Genomic DNA, 17,494 nt, shown 5'->3' on the forward strand with positions numbered 1-17,494 from the left:
GATGATATCTCCGGCTTGAAACGAATGTGGCTGCGCATTATACGGATTAAACGCGCTTATTCCTATCCTGAGAAAGCCCCGAAAGCTATAATCCCCCATCTCTCCTCTAAAAACGGACATGTTTATGATTCGCAGTATGACCGCCTACGCCCGGCGTGAAATCAAGGGTAGCTGGGGTAGCGCTACCTGGGAAATGCGCTCGGTAAACCAGCGCTATCTGGAAACGTATTTCCGTATGCCGGAGCAGTTTCGCAGCCTTGAGCCGGTTGTTCGCGAACGCATTCGTGCTCGCCTGACGCGCGGTAAAGTGGAATGCAACCTGCGTTTTGAACCCGACGCGAGCGCGCAAGGGGAGCTGATCCTCAATGAAAAACTGGCCAAACAGCTGGTGAATGCCGCGAACTGGGTCAAGATGCAGAGCGACGAAGGCGAAATCAATCCTGTTGATATCCTTCGCTGGCCAGGCGTGATGGCCGCAGGAGAGCAGGATCTGGATGCAATTACCACTGAAATTCTGGGTGCGCTTGATGGCGCATTAGATGATTTTATCGTCGCCCGTGAAACCGAAGGTCAGGCGCTGAAAGCGATGATTGAGCAGCGTCTGGAAGGTGTCAGCGCAGAAGTTCTGAAAGTACGCGCACACATGCCTGAAGTCCTCCAGTGGCAGCGCGAGCGCCTGCTTGCCCGGCTCGAAGATGCAGAAGTTCAGCTGGAAAATACCCGTCTGGAGCAGGAACTGGTCCTGATGGCCCAGCGTGTTGACGTGGCCGAAGAGCTGGATCGTCTGGAAGCGCACGTCAAAGAGACCTACAACATTCTGAAGAAAAAAGAAGCCGTGGGTCGTCGTCTCGATTTCATGATGCAGGAATTCAACCGCGAGTCGAACACGTTGGCGTCCAAATCAATCAACGCCGAAGTGACCACATCTGCGATTGAGCTTAAAGTGCTGATTGAGCAAATGCGCGAGCAGATTCAGAACATTGAATAAATGTTTATAAAGTATATTTACTAATTAGTGGTCCCCAAAGGGACCACTTCTTTCTGGATACCATTCTGGTCGAAATCGGATATCTCCCTGAGCAGCGGAATACAAGAATTTCTTTACTTCTTTTGATACACTCGTCGCCGCATTCAATAGCACCTATCGCGAAATCAAGGAAAGAGCATGGCAAACATCAACTTATCAATTGAGGAAACAAGACCCCTCACAGTTGACCTCGATTTCCGCCAGGATATCAACCTGCTCCGCGGAATTGCCATACTCTCTGTCGTGTTTTATCACTTTGCGCCAGACCTGCTTCCTGGCGGCTTTGCTGGTGTAGATATCTTTTTTGTAATATCTGGTTTTCTGATGACAAAGATTATCGCCACAGGTCTGGAGCGACAATCCTTTAATATTATTCAATTTTATGCTGCACGCTTCAAAAGAATCATTCCCGCACTATTAGTTTTGTGCGTTATATTATCTTTAGCAACATTTTTCTGGCTACCCACAAATGAATATCAAAAGCTGGGTAATTATGTCGGCTATACGGCATTATTAATTTCAAATTTAAAATTAAAAAAAGAGTCTGGTGATTACTTCGCTACGGACTCACACGAAAATTGGTTCTTACATACCTGGTCATTGTCGGTCGAGTGGCAGTTTTATCTGGTACTTCCATTTATTATGATGGCTCTATACCCGCTCAGAAAGAAGGTCGATCCCGGGATATGCCTTTTACTGCTCGCGTTATGCTCGTTTTTTGTTGGAATATTCAGCCCTTCAGTCAATTCAGCTACCCGCTTTTACCTCATGCCCTATCGTGCCTGGGAGATGCTTTGCGGCGGCCTAGTTTGGTATGCTGCAAAACGTTATACGCTACCACAGTCTCTGCGTTCTGCTACTGCGATAACAGGCTATGTAACTATTCTCCTGTCCATTTGGATTATCGGTGCTGAACATGCATGGCCAAGTGGAGAGACATTGTTCCCAGTCGTAGGGACAATGCTAGTAATTTATAGTAACCACTCGCAATTAGTCCGCCCAATTGATCAAAACTTTCGCTGGCTTGGGTTAAGTTCCTATTCCATCTATTTATGGCATTGGCCAATTGCAGTGTATTTAGTTTATGCGGGTCAGCAACATAATAGTGTATGGATAATAAGTGCCATTGCACTTTCCTTTGTCGCAGGATGGTTATCCTGGATATTAATTGAAAAACCCAGCAAAAATGCACTCAGCAAGCAATCTCCGAAAGCATTTTGGTTAACGCTGTTCGCCTGTATTGGCGCAGTATGGCAGTTCAGTTATCTGGTTAAAAACGATATCGTGGTGAGCCAGCCCGATCCACTGGTGAATCGCATTGCACTCGAAGCAAATAACAAAAACTTTGCTCCTGATCGAAAAACACACCTAAGTGTGTATGGTTCCGGGAATCTGGCTGCCATCATCGTGGGTGACAGCCATGCAGAGGCTACTGCAACGGCCCTTGCCGCAGCAGCCCAAAACCGAGGCTCGGTTATTGGGATCACCTACTCAGGATGCCCGACGCTCGCAAATGCTGAACGGGTGGAATATGACGGATGCGGTAAATTTAACCGGGATCTTGAAAAACGACTACAGACATATCCTGCAAATGTCCCAGTGGTCATCGTCAACCGTTTGACCCATTATGCTGAAAGTCGACTCGTGAAATTTACAGTGAAAACTGACACTGATGATGCTTTTATTCGTCAGTACACTAAGTCGATTATCGATATGGCGTGCTCCCTTAATCGTCAGCATCCCGTCTATCTTGTGAAACCAATCCCTGATATGGATACGAATGTTCCACGAACACTTTCACATAATCTGATGACCCGTGGTGATGCGAATGATATTTCAGTATCGCTTTCATCATACCAGCACCACAGCCAAATTATGATTCAGGCTCAAAATCAGGCAGCGGCACAGTGCGGTGTCAAATTACTGGATCCTAGCCCCTATATGTGTACCGAGGGACGATGCATGGGAAGTAAAAATCTGGTGCCATGGTACTTCGATGACAACCACCTCAGCGAAACGGGCAATAAAAACCTGGTCCCTATGTTTGAGTCGATGTTTAGCCGTAACACCCATGAATAAAACTAATGATAAAAATCGAGATTTTCGCCAGAGAACCATCCTTATAAGGATTCATTAATTAGAAAAAGTATCGCTGCACCATTCAGACAAGAAAAACTAAATCGTGAGCAGCGCCACAAAACGCTACCCTGATTCCCTCATTTTTGGGGGACTCATGCTGCTACACATTCTTTATCTGATCGGCATCACCGCTGAAGCCATGACCGGCGCTCTCGCGGCAGGGCGCCGACGTATGGATACCTTTGGGGTAATCATTATTGCCACCGCAACGGCTCTGGGCGGAGGTTCTGTCCGCGATATCCTGCTAGGACACTATCCGCTCGGCTGGGTTAAACATCCTGAATATGTCGTTATCGTTGCCGTCGCCGCGGTGCTGACCACAATTGTCGCTCCCGTAATGCCACACCTGCGACGTCTGTTTTTGGTCCTGGATGCTTTAGGGCTGATTGTGTTTTCCATTATCGGTGCGCAAATTGCGCTGGATATGGGCGAGGGGCCAATTATCGCTACCATCGCTGCCGTTGTGACGGGTGTGTTTGGCGGTGTTTTACGCGATATGTTCTGTAAACGCATTCCCCTGGTGTTCCAGAAAGAGCTTTACGCGGGTATTTCGTTTGCTTCCGCCGTCTTGTATATCGCCCTGCAGCATTACGTGTCGAGCCATGATGTCGTCGTTATCGCCACCCTCCTATTCGGTTTTACCGCACGTATGCTGGCGCTGCGCTTAAAATTGGGGCTTCCTGTTTTTCATTACAAGCACGATGCGCATTGAGTTCTTTGCAATGGGCAACGAATGGTAAAATCGCTGCATATCTCTATAACAGGTTCGCTCTAAAACCCCTGGATGCCTTGCGTTCGCAACCAGACTGCCATAGTCGCGATAGCTGGATCGTGAAAAAGCTCGACCAGCTTTCGCGCTTTCTCGGGGCCGATACCGGGAAGCAGGCGCCAGCTCACCGCCTCTTTGTCGCGTAATTGCTGCCATGAATGTTCTGTCAGCGCTTTTGCTGCAGCTTGCGGCAGCGGCACACTTAGCGCACCAATCCATCGCATAAAAGGCTGATGACGTACCCGCTCAAAACGATGCCATAGCTGCAATCCTCGCGAAGCATTTAAGCCTGGCGTATTCTGGAGCTGCTCCTGAGTCAGCGACAGCCAGGAGAAAATATGTTCGAAATGATGAGCCTGATGTAATAGCCGCCAGCCTGACTCACCCAGTCCTTCGATATCGAGCATTTGCTTCGAACTCAGCCAGACTAAACGGGCAAAAAACTGTTCCAGACATTCTGGCGACGCATAAAAGCAGGTCAGGGGGCTAAAATGCGGGGACGGTGGCGTCGGTTTCACGCGGTCCACACCCCGCCACACAACCTTATCCAGCCGGGGTATGCCCTGCCCCGCCAGACTCACCAGTACCTGATCGCCAGGCGCGATATCAAGCGTCCGCCAGCGCCCTACGGAACCGAGACTCACTCGCTGTACCCGTTTGTCATCCAGCTGCACAGGCTCAAGAGAGGCGACAACAGAGATCTTGCCCGTTCGCCCAACGGCAAACTGAATGGCTTTAACCTCGGCAAGCTGTGAGACCGGCGAATACTTCCATGCGACGACCCAGTCTCCTGCTCCAGGCTGCCAGTGCTCACCCGCAGGTTCAATTGCGGAGCGCACCACAATGCCGTCCGTGGCAAAGGGCAAAACGGATGTCAGCCATTCGGTTTTGTTTTGCTCCACTTCTTCCACGGTTCGAACTGCGCGCGTATAACGCCAGGTCAGGGGAAAACCCGCTTTCGCCAGTTCAGCGACACGCTGCGGCATTGAAGAGGGGCCATCGGGCCAGGCCCAGATAAAAACGCCGATATTATCCAGCGCCGGCTTGCCATTCTGGCGCATCATCATGCCAGCGACTTTAGCGCGCGCATTCATTCCCCCTTTTTGCTGCTGGATATGCCCTTCGCTGCGTAAAAACAGTTCGCCCTGCAAAACACTGTCCGCCAACGCTCCCTGCAGAGTTAACGGAATCGACGGTATTTTTTGCACCTGCGCCGTCCAGTCCTCTCCTTTCATTCCGTCGCCACGACTAATGGCCTGCACTAACTTGCCCTTGCGATAGACCAGCGTCACCGCCACACCATCCACTTTCGGCTGCACCCACAAATCGTGGTGCGCTTTCATCCACTGGCGTAACTCATTTATGCCCACAACCTTATGCACACCCGTATGCGCAATAGGATGTTTCACCGTCCCACTGGCAGGTGGGATATCATCGGAAGTGGGTTCGTTGTTGAAGCAAAAGCGCCATTGCGCGAGCCGCGCACTAAGCTGATCGTAAACCTCATCGCTGACCTCGCTTTTCCCCTCCTGCCAGTACGCCTCACTCCAGCGGGCGATCTGCGCACTCAGTTTTGCCAGTTCCTGATCTGCTTTTGCATGCGACCAGGCGGGACAAACCGCCATCACCCAGCTATTCCACAGCATCAACACCATTCCAGCCCATTTCCACATCGCGATACCTCCCTGTTTTGCGCAAGGTATAACCCTGCTGTTTTAACCTGGCTAGCGGCAAAACCACGATTTACGAGCCCGCTTCCGCGTTATGTTCTGGTTGCAGCAAACGGCGGGTAAAACCGGAAAACGGTACGCAAAAATCAACAATCACGAGGAAAAAGTGTGACAAAGACTACGTCACAGAGCAGTGACGTGTATAATAAGCCCGTATGTAGGACTTCTTCGCTAACACATACAAAAGACTCTCATGGCTCAAGGCACGCTTTATATTGTTTCTGCCCCTAGTGGCGCGGGTAAATCCAGCCTGATTCAGGCGCTGTTAAAAACCCAACCGTTGTACGATACGCAAGTTTCGGTTTCTCACACCACGCGGGCACCGCGTCCGGGTGAAGTGCACGGTGAACACTATTTCTTTGTGAATCACGATGAATTCAGAACGATGATTGGCAGAGACGCGTTCCTTGAACACGCTGAAGTATTCGGAAATTTCTACGGGACATCCCGTGAAACCATCGAGCAGGTCCTGGCAACCGGCGTCAATGTGTTCCTGGATATCGACTGGCAGGGCGCACAGCAAATTCGTGCGAAGATGCCGCAAGCGCGGAGCATCTTTATTCTGCCGCCGTCGAAAGATGAGCTTGACCGTCGCCTGCGTGGCCGCGGCCAGGACAGCGAAGAAGTTATCGCAAAACGTATGGCGCAGGCAGTTGCAGAAATGAGCCATTACGCCGAATATGATTACCTTATTGTGAACGATGATTTTGATACTGCCCTGGGCGATCTGAAAACCATTATTCGCGCAGAACGTCTGCGTATGAGCCGCCAGAAGCAGCGACATGACGCATTAATCACCAAACTGTTGGCAGACTGAACCCACATTCAGTATCATGCCCAGTCATTTCTTCATCTGTGGAGCATTTTAAGTATGGCACGCGTAACTGTTCAGGACGCTGTAGAGAAAATTGGTAACCGTTTTGACCTGGTACTGGTCGCCGCGCGTCGCGCTCGTCAGATGCAGTCCGGCGGCAAAGATCCACTGGTACCAGAAGAAAACGATAAAACCACCGTGATCGCACTGCGCGAAATCGAAGAAGGTCTGATCAACAACCAGATCCTCGACGTACGTGAGCGCCAGGAGCAGCAAGAGCAGGAAGCCGCAGAACTGCAGGCCGTAACCGCCATTGCTGAAGGCCGTCGTTAATTAAACCTGCGGGTCGCCCTTGTATCTGTTTGAAAGCCTGAATCAACTGATTCAAACCTACCTGCCTGAAGACCAGATTAAGCGTCTTCAGCAGGCGTATCTCGTTGCACGTGACGCTCACGAGGGCCAAACACGTTCAAGCGGTGAACCCTATATCACGCACCCGGTAGCGGTGGCCTGTATTCTGGCCGAGATGAAACTCGACTATGAAACGCTGATGGCCGCGCTGCTGCATGACGTGATCGAAGATACCCCCGCCACCTACCAGGATATGGAACAGCTGTTTGGTAAAAGCGTTGCCGAACTGGTGGAAGGGGTCTCTAAGCTTGATAAGCTGAAATTCCGCGATAAGAAAGAGGCGCAAGCCGAAAACTTTCGCAAGATGATTATGGCGATGGTGCAGGATATCCGCGTCATTCTCATCAAACTCGCTGACCGTACTCACAATATGCGCACGCTGGGCTCATTACGCCCCGATAAACGTCGCCGCATCGCCCGTGAAACCCTCGAAATTTATAGCCCGCTGGCGCACCGTTTAGGTATCCATCACATTAAAACTGAGCTTGAAGAGCTGGGTTTTGAAGCGTTGTACCCAAACCGCTATCGCGTGATTAAAGAGGTGGTAAAAGCCGCGCGCGGCAACCGTAAAGAGATGATTCAGAAGATCCTCTCTGAAATCGAAGGGCGTTTGCAGGAAGCGGGAATTCCGTGTCGCGTCAGCGGCCGCGAAAAGCATTTGTACTCCATCTACTGCAAAATGGTGCTGAAAGAGCAGCGTTTTCACTCGATCATGGACATCTACGCGTTCCGCGTCATCGTCCATGATTCTGACACTTGCTACCGCGTACTTGGTCAGATGCACAGCCTCTACAAACCGCGTCCGGGGCGCGTTAAAGACTATATTGCTATTCCAAAAGCGAACGGCTATCAATCTTTGCACACCTCGATGATCGGGCCGCACGGCGTACCTGTTGAGGTACAAATCCGTACCGAAGACATGGACCAGATGGCGGAAATGGGTGTTGCTGCGCACTGGGCTTATAAAGAGCACGGTGAAACGAGTACCACCGCGCAAATCCGCGCCCAGCGCTGGATGCAAAGCCTGCTGGAACTTCAGCAGAGCGCCGGTAGTTCGTTTGAATTTATCGAGAGCGTTAAATCCGATCTCTTCCCGGATGAGATTTACGTTTTCACGCCAGAAGGGCGCATTGTGGAGCTGCCTGCTGGCGCAACGCCGGTCGACTTCGCTTATGCGGTACATACCGATATCGGTCATGCCTGCGTGGGCGCACGTGTCGACAGACAGCCGTATCCGCTGTCTCAGCCGCTTACCAGCGGTCAGACCGTCGAAATTATTACTGCACCGGGCGCTCGCCCAAATGCCGCCTGGCTTAACTTCGTCGTCAGTTCGAAAGCACGCGCGAAGATCCGTCAGCTGCTGAAAAACTTGAAACGTGACGACTCCGTTAGCCTGGGCCGTCGCCTGCTCAACCATGCGTTGGGTGGCAGCCGCAAGCTGGCCGAAATTCCGCCAGAGAACATTCAGCGAGAGCTGGAGCGCATGAAGCTCGCCTCGCTTGACGATCTGCTGGCAGAAATCGGCCTGGGTAATGCAATGAGCGTTGTCGTGGCGAAGAACCTCCAGCAGGGCGAAGCCTCCGCTGTGCAGCCGACCACGCAGGGGCACGGTCATCTGCCGATCAAAGGTGCGGATGGGGTGCTTATCACCTTCGCTAAATGCTGCCGACCGATTCCTGGCGACCCAATCATCGCCCACGTCAGCCCAGGTAAAGGTCTGGTTATCCATCACGAGTCCTGCCGTAACATCCGTGGCTATCAAAAAGAGCCAGAGAAGTTCATGGCCGTTGAGTGGGATAAAGAGACCGAGCAGGAATTTATCACCGAAATTAAGGTCGATATGTTCAACCACCAGGGCGCGCTGGCAAACCTGACGGCGGCGATCAACACGGCATCTTCCAACATTCAGAGCCTGAATACGGAAGAAAAAGATGGCCGCGTTTACAGCGCCTTTATTCGTCTGACCGCGCGCGATCGTGTGCATCTGGCGAATATCATGCGCAAAATCCGCGTGATGCCGGACGTCATTAAAGTCACCCGTAACCGAAACTAGGCTAATGAATTCAGAACGTTATGCACGTATCTGTGAGATGCTCGCCAGACGCCAGCCCGATCTGACGGTCTGCATGGAGCAGGTCCATAAACCTCATAACGTCTCCGCCATCGTCCGCACCGCGGACGCCGTTGGCGTGCATGAAGTTCACGCAGTCTGGCCGGGTAAAAATATGCGCACCATAGCCTCCAGCGCGGCAGGCAGCAACAGCTGGGTGACGGTAAAAACTCACCCCACGATTGCGGATGCTGTCACGCAACTGAAAAGCAGCGGGATGCAAATCCTGGCGACCCACCTTTCCGATAAAGCCGTCGATTTTCGCGACATTGATTACACCCGACCGACCTGCATTCTGATGGGTCAGGAGAAAACCGGGATCACGCAAGAAGCGTTAGATCTGGCGGATCAGGACATCATCATCCCGATGATTGGCATGGTGCAGTCGCTGAATGTCTCTGTCGCCTCTGCGCTGATTCTGTATGAAGCCCAGCGCCAGCGTCAGAACGCCGGGATGTACGAGCGCGAAAACAGCATGCTACCTGAAGTTGAACAGCAGCGTCTGCTGTTTGAAGGCGGCTATCCGGTACTGGCTCGCGTGGCTAAACAGAAGCAATTACCTTATCCCCACGTCAATGCGCAGGGCGAAATCGAAGCCGATGCCGCATGGTGGTCCACCATGCAGTTTGCAGGCTAAACCATGAACGGCCACCTGCTTGATGCCGTTCCGCTCAGCTCATTAACGGGCGTAGGTGCGGCGCAAAGCAACAAGCTGGCTAAAATTGGCCTGCACACTGTACAAGATTTACTCCTGCACCTTCCTCTGCGTTACGAAGATCGCACCCAGCTTTACGCGATTGGCGATCTGCTGCCCGGCATCTACGCCACCGTGGAAGGCGAAGTCCTGAACTGCACTATTACCTTTGGCGGCCGTCGCATGATGACCTGTCAGATCAGCGACGGCTCCGGCATTCTCACCATGCGTTTTTTCAATTTCAGTGCTGCGATGAAAAACAGCCTGGCCGCCGGACGACGGGTGCTGGCGTATGGCGAAGCCAAGCGCGGGAAATATGGCGCGGAGATGATCCACCCGGAGTACCGTGTGCAGGGCGATCTGAGTACGCCTGAACTGCAGGAGACGCTGACGCCGGTGTACCCCACTACCGAAGGTATCAAGCAGGCGACGCTGCGAAAACTGACGGATCAGGCGCTGGAGTTGCTTGATACCTGCGCCATCGCCGAACTGCTGCCGCCTGAGCTGGCACAGGGCATGATGAGCCTGCCGGAAGCCATTCGCACCCTGCACCGTCCACCGCCGTCTTTACAGCTGAGCGAGTTAGAAAATGGACAACACCCGGCGCAGCGGCGGCTTATCCTTGAAGAATTACTGGCACATAACCTGAGCATGCTGGCGCTTCGCGCGGGTGCACAGCGTTTTCACGCACAACCTCTGCCTGCCCGTGATGATTTAAAAGATAAGCTGCTGGCCTCACTGCCCTTTAAACCGACGACTGCCCAGGCACGCGTGACTGCCGAGATCGAACGCGATATGGCGCTCGATATTCCGATGATGCGTCTGGTACAAGGTGACGTAGGATCCGGTAAAACGCTGGTCGCCGCCCTCGCGGCCCTGCGCGCTATCGCGCACGGCAAACAGGTGGCGCTGATGGCCCCTACCGAACTGCTCGCCGAGCAGCACGCCAATAACTTCCGCAGCTGGTTTGCGCCGTTGGGTGTGGAAGTGGGCTGGCTTGCCGGCAAGCAAAAAGGCAAAGCACGTCTCGCGCAACAGGAAGCCATCGCCAGCGGTCAGGTACAGATGATTGTCGGTACCCACGCCATTTTTCAGGAGCAGGTGCAGTTTAACGGCCTTGCGCTGGTGATCATCGATGAGCAACATCGCTTTGGCGTACATCAGCGGCTGGCCTTGTGGGAAAAAGGGCTGCAGCAGGGCTTCCACCCGCATCAGTTGATCATGACCGCCACGCCTATCCCGCGTACCCTGGCGATGACCGCCTATGCCGATCTGGATACCTCGACGATCGATGAATTGCCACCCGGCCGAACGCCGGTCACCACCGTGGCCATTCCGGATACGCGCCGCAGCGAGATCATCGATCGCGTGCGCAACGCCTGCACTCACGAAGGCCGTCAGGCGTACTGGGTTTGTACATTGATTGAAGAGTCCGACCTGCTGGAAGCACAGGCCGCAGAAGCAACGTGGGAAGAGCTAAAACTGGCGCTGCCCGAGCTGAATATTGGGCTGGTGCATGGCCGCATGAAACCCGCTGAAAAACAGGCCGTAATGCACTCATTCAAACAGGGTGAGTTGCATTTACTGATTGCCACAACGGTTATCGAAGTGGGCGTGGATGTGCCGAATGCCAGCCTGATGATTATCGAAAACCCGGAGCGGCTGGGCCTTGCGCAACTTCACCAGCTGCGGGGCCGCGTTGGCCGTGGTGCGGTGGCTTCCCACTGCGTCCTGCTCTTCAAATCCCCGCTTTCTAAAACGGCACAAATGCGACTCCAGGTGCTGCGCGACAGCAATGACGGCTTTGTGATTGCGCAAAAGGATCTCGAGATCCGCGGCCCCGGCGAACTGCTGGGCACACGCCAGACCGGTAACGCCGAATTCAAAGTGGCCGATCTGCTTCGTGACCAGTCGATGATTCCGGAAGTCCAGCGCCTTGCCCGTCACATTCACGAGCGTTATCCGGCCCAGGCCGCCGGGCTTATTCAACGGTGGATGCCAGAAACCGAGCGCTATTCCAACGCCTGATCACTATGCTCAGCCCTGATTTAATAAATTTATAAATGCAATCGTTTGCTTTTACCATCCGGTCAGCTAAAATGCCCGCTTTTCACCCGTGGGATTGCCGCCGATGTCCGTTAACGCCGTAGAGTCTCAAGATGCGCAACCGATTGCGCACGCTCAGCATAATAGTGAATTAATCTACCGTCTTGAAGATCGCCCACCGCTGGCGCAAACGCTGTTCGCCGCGTGTCAGCACCTGCTGGCGATGTTCGTGGCCGTTATCACGCCTGCCCTGCTGATTTGCCAGGCGCTCGGCTTACCGGCCCAGGACACGCAGCACATCATCAGCATGTCGCTGTTTGCATCCGGCGTGGCGTCTATTATCCAGATTAAAGCCTGGGGTCCGGTCGGTTCAGGGTTGCTGTCGATTCAGGGTACCAGCTTTAACTTTGTTGCCCCGCTGATCATGGGTGGCACAGCGCTGAAAACCGGCGGGGCCGATGTCCCGACGATGATGGCTGCGCTTTTCGGCACTCTGATGCTGGCCAGTTGTACGGAAATGGTCATCTCCCGCGTGCTGCACCTGGCGCGCCGCGTCATTACCCCGCTGGTTTCCGGCGTGGTGGTGATGATTATCGGTCTGTCGCTGATTCAGGTGGGCCTGACCTCTATCGGCGGCGGGTATGCGGCGATGAGTGACCACACTTTCGGCGCACCGAAAAACCTGCTGCTGGCGGGCGTAGTACTGGCGATTATTATTTTGCTCAACCGTCAGCGTAACCCGTACCTGCGCGTCGCCTCGCTGGTGATTGCCATGGCGACCGGTTATCTGGTGGCGTGGGCGATGGGCATGCTGCCGGAAAACACCGCGCCGACCAATAGCGCGCTGATTATGGTGCCGACACCGCTCTATTACGGCCTCGGCATTGACTGGAGCCTGCTCCTGCCGCTGATGCTGGTATTCATGATCACCTCGCTGGAAACCATCGGCGACATCACCGCGACGTCTGACGTCTCCGAACAGCCGGTCTCTGGTCCGCTGTACATGAAACGCCTGAAAGGCGGCGTACTGGCGAATGGTCTGAACTCGTTTGTCTCTGCCGTATTCAATACCTTCCCGAACTCCTGCTTTGGCCAGAACAATGGCGTGATCCAGCTGACCGGCGTCGCCAGCCGCTACGTGGGCTTTGTCGTGGCGCTGATGCTGATCGTGCTCGGCCTGTTCCCGGCGGTGAGTGGCTTTGTGCAGCACATTCCGGAACCGGTGCTGGGCGGCGCAACGCTTGTGATGTTCGGTACGATTGCGGCCTCTGGCGTGCGCATCGTATCGCGTGAGCCGCTGAACCGTCGTGCCATCATGATTATCGCGCTGTCCCTGGCCGTCGGTCTGGGCGTTTCCCAGCAGCCGCTGATCCTGCAGTTCGCCCCTGACTGGGTGAAAAACCTGCTCTCCTCCGGCATCGCCGCAGGGGTATCACGGCGATTGTGCTGAACCTCGTCTTCCCGCCAGAAAAGAACTGATCCCCCGTCACGGCAGGCATCACGCCTGCCGTGAAACCGAATTACACCATTCCTGCCTTGAGGATTGCGCATAAATCGTGCATAACTCCCTTATGTGCGTTTGATGGGATGGAAGACCATGAAATTTATTGGAAAGCTGCTGATCTGGATTTTGATTGCGGTGCTGCTCGCAATCCTGGCACTTTATATCCTCGTGCAGACCCGCTGGGGCGCGGCTCAGGTGAGCAGCTGGATTACGGTTAACACCGACTACGAACTCAATTTCGACCTGATGGATCACCGTTTTTCTTCCCCTTCGCACATCATTCTGGAAAATGTCACCTTTGGCCGCGATGGCAAACCCGCCACCCTGGTCGCGAAAAAAGTGGATATTGGTCTGAGCAGCCGACAGCTCACCGATCCGCTGCACATGGATACCATCACCCTGCACGACGGGACGCTTAACCTCTCCCCGCAAACCGCGCCGCTTCCGTTCCAGGCCGACCGCCTGCAGCTGAACAACATGGCGTTCAACAGCCCGAATATGGAATGGGATCTGAGCGCGCAAAAAGTGACAGGCGGCGTAAGCCCCTGGCAGCCGGAAGCAGGCAGCGTGCTGGGCAAAAAAGCGCAAATTCAGATGAGCGCCGGATCGCTGACGCTCAACGGCGTGCCCACCAGCAATGTGCTGATTCAGGGCGAGCTGAACGGTAAAGAAGTGGTGCTGAGCACCATCGGCGCAGATATGGCGCGCGGCTCGCTGACCGGTACCGCGCGGCGCAATGCCGACGGCGGCTGGGTCATTGACACTCTGCGCCTGAACGACATTCGCCTGCAAAGCGACAAATCATTGATGGATTTCTTTGCGCCGATCACCACCCTGCCGTCGCTGCAGATTGGCCGCCTGGAGGTCACGGATGCCCGCCTGCAAGGGCCGGACTGGGCCGTAACCGATCTCGATTTAAGCCTGCGCAATCTGACCCTCAGCCAGGGTGACTGGCAAAGTCAGGACGGACGTTTGTCGATGAATGCCAGCGAATTTATCTACGGCTCGCTGCATCTCTTTGATCCTATTCTGAATGCAGAGTTTGCACCGCAGGGCGTGGCGCTGCGCCAGTTCACCTCCCGCTGGGAAGACGGTATGGTGCGCACCTCCGGCAACTGGCTACGCAACGGTAAAGCGCTGGTACTGGACGATGTCGCGGTGGCCGGTCTGGAATACACCCTGCCACCGAACTGGAAAACCCTGTGGATGGAGCAGCTCCCGGAATGGCTTCACGGCGTAACCCTGAAAAAATTCGGCCTGAGTCGCAACCTGGTGATCGATATCGATCCCGCCTTCCCGTGGCAGATCACCTCTCTCGACGGATATGGTGCCAACCTCCAGCTGGCGAAAGATCGTCAGTGGGGCGTGTGGGGCGGCAATGCGACCCTGAACGGTGCCGCTGCCACCTTTAATCGCGTGGACGTGCGCCGTCCGTCACTGGCGCTGGCGGCCAACGCGTCGACGGTGAATATCACGGAACTGAGCGCCTTCACCGAGAAGGGCATTCTTGAAGCCACGGCGACCGTATCACAGTTACCGCAGCGCCAGACCACGGTTAGCCTGAAGGGGCGCGGCGTGCCGGTGAATGTGTTGCAACAGTGGGGCTGGCCTGCACTGCCAATTAACGGCGACGGCAATATCCAGCTGACCGCCAGCGGCAGCGTGCAGGACAAAGCGCCGCTGAAACCGTCGGTAAATGGGAAGTTGAACGCGGTGAATATGGATAAACAGCAAGTACAGCAGACGATGACGGGTGGCCAGGTATCGACAAGCCCTGCGGTCGCGCCATCTGTAACACCCCAGCCCTGAAATGTTAATGGCATAAAAAAGCCGGGTGGCATCTATGCTTAACCCGGCCTGCAAATCAAAGCTGACACCGTAGGCCCGGTAAGCGTAGCGCCACCGGGCCATTTCAGGCACATCACTTCAGGTGAATCACCACTTCACTCCCCTGCGCTTTCACCACCACACCCCATTCGCTACCGGCATGTGAACCGCCTTTGACACCCGCGATCTGCTGCACATTGCGCAAACAGACCGACCAGTCCTGGGCGTTTCCTTCGCCTTTTAAGGTCACCGTATCGCCCTGGCGAGAAGCCGTCAGCGTAAACACGACCGATCCGTCCGCCGCCGGGAGTTCGCTCACCGCCGAGCAACCGTCTGCCAGGCTAAACAGCTGGAATGCCGTGCCTGCGTTCCACGCGTAATCCGGTTTCTGGCTGTTATTGCCGAGCGCCAGCAGGGTATTCTCGCGCACATACACCGGCAGACTCTGGAAGTCGTGCTGCTGTTTATGCCAGCGACTGCCCTGCACTTCGTCGTTATGCCACAGGTGTGTCCAGCGACCTTCCGGCAGATAGAACTGCACGTCACCCGCTTCGCTAAACACCGGTGCCACCATCATCGCGTCGCCGAGCATGTACTGACGGTCCAGATAATCACACGCCGGATCGTCCGGGAATTCGAGCATCATCGCGCGCAACATCGGTGTGCCGACCTCGCGGGCCAGCGCCGCCTGGCGATACAGATACGGCATCATCCGGCATTTCAGCTGGGTGAAGTGGCGCACCACATCGCAGGACTCATCATCGTACGCCCACGGCACACGGTAGGATTTGCTGCCGTGCAGGCGGCTATGGCTAGAGAACAGCCCGAACGCGCACCAGCGTTTGTACACATGGGCAGGCGCGGTGTTCTCGAACCCGCCGATATCGTGGCTCCAGAATCCAAAGCCCGACAGACCAATCGACAGCCCACCGCGCAGGCTTTCCGCCATAGATTCGTAATTGGCGTAACAGTCGCCGCCCCAGTGAACCGGGAACTTCTGCGCACCGACGGATGCGGAGCGCGCAAACAGCACCGCCTCCTCTTCGCCAACGGTCTCTTTCAGCACGTCCCACACCAGCTCGTTATAGATATAGGCGTAGTGGTTGTGCATCTTCTGCGGATCGGACCCGTCATGCCACACCACGTCGGTCGGGATGCGCTCGCCGAAGTCGGTCTTGAAGCAGTCAACGCCGATATCAACCAGCCCTTTCAGCTTATCGGCGTACCACTGGCAGGCTTCCGGATTGGTAAAGTCATAAATTGCCAGCCCCGGCTGCCACTTATCCCACTGCCATACGGAGCCATCCGCGCGCTTGAGCAGATAACCTTTCTCTTTCAGCTCCTTGAACACCGGCGATTTCTGGCCGATATACGGGTTGATCCACACGCAGACTTTCAGCCCTTTGTCCTTCAGGCGGCGGATCATCCCTTCCGGGTCCGAGAAAGTCACCGGGTCCCATTCGAAATCACACCACTGGAAGGCTTTCATCCAGAAGCAGTCGAAGTGGAAGACGTGCAACGGCAGATCGCGCTCGGCCATGCCGTCGATAAAGCTGTTCACCGTCGCTTCGTCGTAGTTGGTGGTGAACGAGGTGGTGAGCCACAGGCCGAACGACCATGCAGGCGGCAGCGCCGGGCGACCGGTGAACTGGGTATAGCGGTTCAGCACCTCTTTCGGCGTCGGGCCGTCGATAACGAAATATTCCAGATACTCGCCCGCCACGCTGAACTGCACTTTGGAGACTTTCTCCGAGCCAACTTCAAACGACACATTTTCCGGATGGTTCACCAGCACGCCGTAACCACGGTTTGTCAGGTAGAACGGAATATTTTTGTAGGACTGCTCGGTGCTGGTGCCGCCGTCACGGTTCCAGGTTTCGACCGTCTGGCCGTTACGCACCAGCGCAGTAAAGCGCTCGCCGAGGCCATACACCGCTTCGCCGACGCCTAAATCCAGGCGCTCGAACATGTAGTTGCTGTCGGTATTGCCATCCTGCACGTAGCCGTTATTTTTCAGCTGGCTGCCGGTGATACGCTGGCCATCACGCAGGAAATCCAGCGCCCAGAACTCCCCTTTGGTAACGCGCACGCTCAGATTGCCGCTTTTCAGCTCGGCAAATTCCGCCGTGTTTTCAATCTGTACTTTCACGTCTTTCAGAACGTTCAGCGGATAGTGCGGGCCGTTGTCCAGCGCGCCCTGGAAGTGCTCGATGCGTACACCGACAATGCCTTCCTGCGGCGAGAACAGGCGAACCGTAAACATCAATGTGTCGAGCTGCCAGGTGCGTTCACGCACGTCGCGGGGCGCAACGTACACCACCAGGTCGTTGCCCTGCTGCTCCACGTCGAACACCTGCACCGGGTACGTCACGTTCAGGCCCGGTTGAATTAGCCAGTTTCCGTCACTGATTTTCATACTTTTA

At 54.8% G+C, this 17,494-nt stretch carries 11 protein-coding genes and 1 pseudogene; 10 read left to right on the plus strand and 2 right to left on the minus strand.

Features of this window, described 5'->3' with window-relative positions; all coding sequences use genetic code 11:
• Positions 1 to 124: 124 nt before the first annotated feature.
• The 3 genes from DAI21_RS03925 (at position 125) to DAI21_RS03935 (ending at position 3,878) form a co-directional block, all read left to right on the plus strand.
• Complete coding sequence (locus tag DAI21_RS03925) at positions 125 to 988, plus strand: YicC/YloC family endoribonuclease (RefSeq protein WP_102105075.1); 864 nt, start codon at positions 125 to 127, stop codon at positions 986 to 988.
• Between the two features lie 177 nt (positions 989 to 1,165).
• Complete coding sequence (locus DAI21_RS03930) at positions 1,166 to 3,106, plus strand: acyltransferase family protein (protein WP_107702538.1); 1,941 nt, start codon at positions 1,166 to 1,168, stop codon at positions 3,104 to 3,106.
• Positions 3,107 to 3,260: 154 nt separating this feature from the next.
• Positions 3,261 to 3,878, plus strand: a complete 618-nt coding sequence (locus tag DAI21_RS03935) for a trimeric intracellular cation channel family protein (RefSeq protein WP_100778207.1) — start codon at positions 3,261 to 3,263, stop codon at positions 3,876 to 3,878.
• 59 nt (positions 3,879 to 3,937) lie between these two features.
• Here DAI21_RS03935 and ligB read toward each other — a convergent pair whose 3' ends face one another.
• Positions 3,938 to 5,608: an NAD-dependent DNA ligase LigB gene (gene ligB / locus DAI21_RS03940; protein WP_107702539.1), complete on the minus strand. Its 1,671-nt coding sequence runs from the start codon at positions 5,606 to 5,608 to the stop codon at positions 3,938 to 3,940.
• A gap of 250 nt (positions 5,609 to 5,858) precedes the next feature.
• On the opposite strand from ligB, the gene gmk reads away from it, so the two are divergent.
• From gmk to DAI21_RS03975, 7 genes and pseudogenes are all read left to right on the plus strand, one after another.
• The gene (gmk, locus tag DAI21_RS03945) at positions 5,859 to 6,482 is read left to right on the plus strand and encodes a guanylate kinase (protein WP_100778209.1); all 624 of its coding nucleotides are present in this window, start codon (positions 5,859 to 5,861) and stop codon (positions 6,480 to 6,482) included.
• Between the two features lie 54 nt (positions 6,483 to 6,536).
• Positions 6,537 to 6,812 carry a DNA-directed RNA polymerase subunit omega gene (gene rpoZ / locus DAI21_RS03950; protein WP_032615688.1) on the plus strand — a complete coding sequence of 92 codons (276 nt, stop codon included), beginning with the start codon at positions 6,537 to 6,539 and terminating at the stop codon, positions 6,810 to 6,812.
• A 19-nt stretch (positions 6,813 to 6,831) separates the two neighbouring features.
• Complete coding sequence (gene spoT, locus DAI21_RS03955) at positions 6,832 to 8,943, plus strand: bifunctional GTP diphosphokinase/guanosine-3',5'-bis pyrophosphate 3'-pyrophosphohydrolase (RefSeq protein ID WP_107702540.1); 2,112 nt, start codon at positions 6,832 to 6,834, stop codon at positions 8,941 to 8,943.
• Between the two features lie 4 nt (positions 8,944 to 8,947).
• The gene (gene trmH / locus DAI21_RS03960; RefSeq protein ID WP_107702541.1) at positions 8,948 to 9,637 is read left to right on the plus strand and encodes a tRNA (guanosine(18)-2'-O)-methyltransferase TrmH; all 690 of its coding nucleotides are present in this window, start codon (positions 8,948 to 8,950) and stop codon (positions 9,635 to 9,637) included.
• A 3-nt stretch (positions 9,638 to 9,640) separates the two neighbouring features.
• Entirely contained in the window at positions 9,641 to 11,722 is a 2,082-nt protein-coding gene (gene recG, locus DAI21_RS03965) for an ATP-dependent DNA helicase RecG (RefSeq protein WP_107702542.1), read from the plus strand.
• Between the two features lie 103 nt (positions 11,723 to 11,825).
• Positions 11,826 to 13,219, plus strand: a pseudogene (locus tag DAI21_RS03970) (NCS2 family protein).
• 118 nt (positions 13,220 to 13,337) lie between these two features.
• On the plus strand, positions 13,338 to 15,053 hold the full coding sequence (locus DAI21_RS03975) for an AsmA family protein (RefSeq protein ID WP_107702543.1): 1,716 nt from the start codon (positions 13,338 to 13,340) through the stop codon (positions 15,051 to 15,053).
• Positions 15,054 to 15,165: 112 nt separating this feature from the next.
• Here DAI21_RS03975 and yicI read toward each other — a convergent pair whose 3' ends face one another.
• Positions 15,166 to 17,487, minus strand: a complete 2,322-nt coding sequence (gene yicI / locus DAI21_RS03980) for an alpha-xylosidase (RefSeq protein ID WP_107702544.1) — start codon at positions 17,485 to 17,487, stop codon at positions 15,166 to 15,168.
• Positions 17,488 to 17,494 lie beyond the last annotated feature (7 nt).

Origin of the sequence: Lelliottia sp. WB101 (assembly GCF_003051885.1) — a bacterium.
GTDB lineage: Bacteria > Pseudomonadota > Gammaproteobacteria > Enterobacterales > Enterobacteriaceae > Enterobacter > Enterobacter nimipressuralis.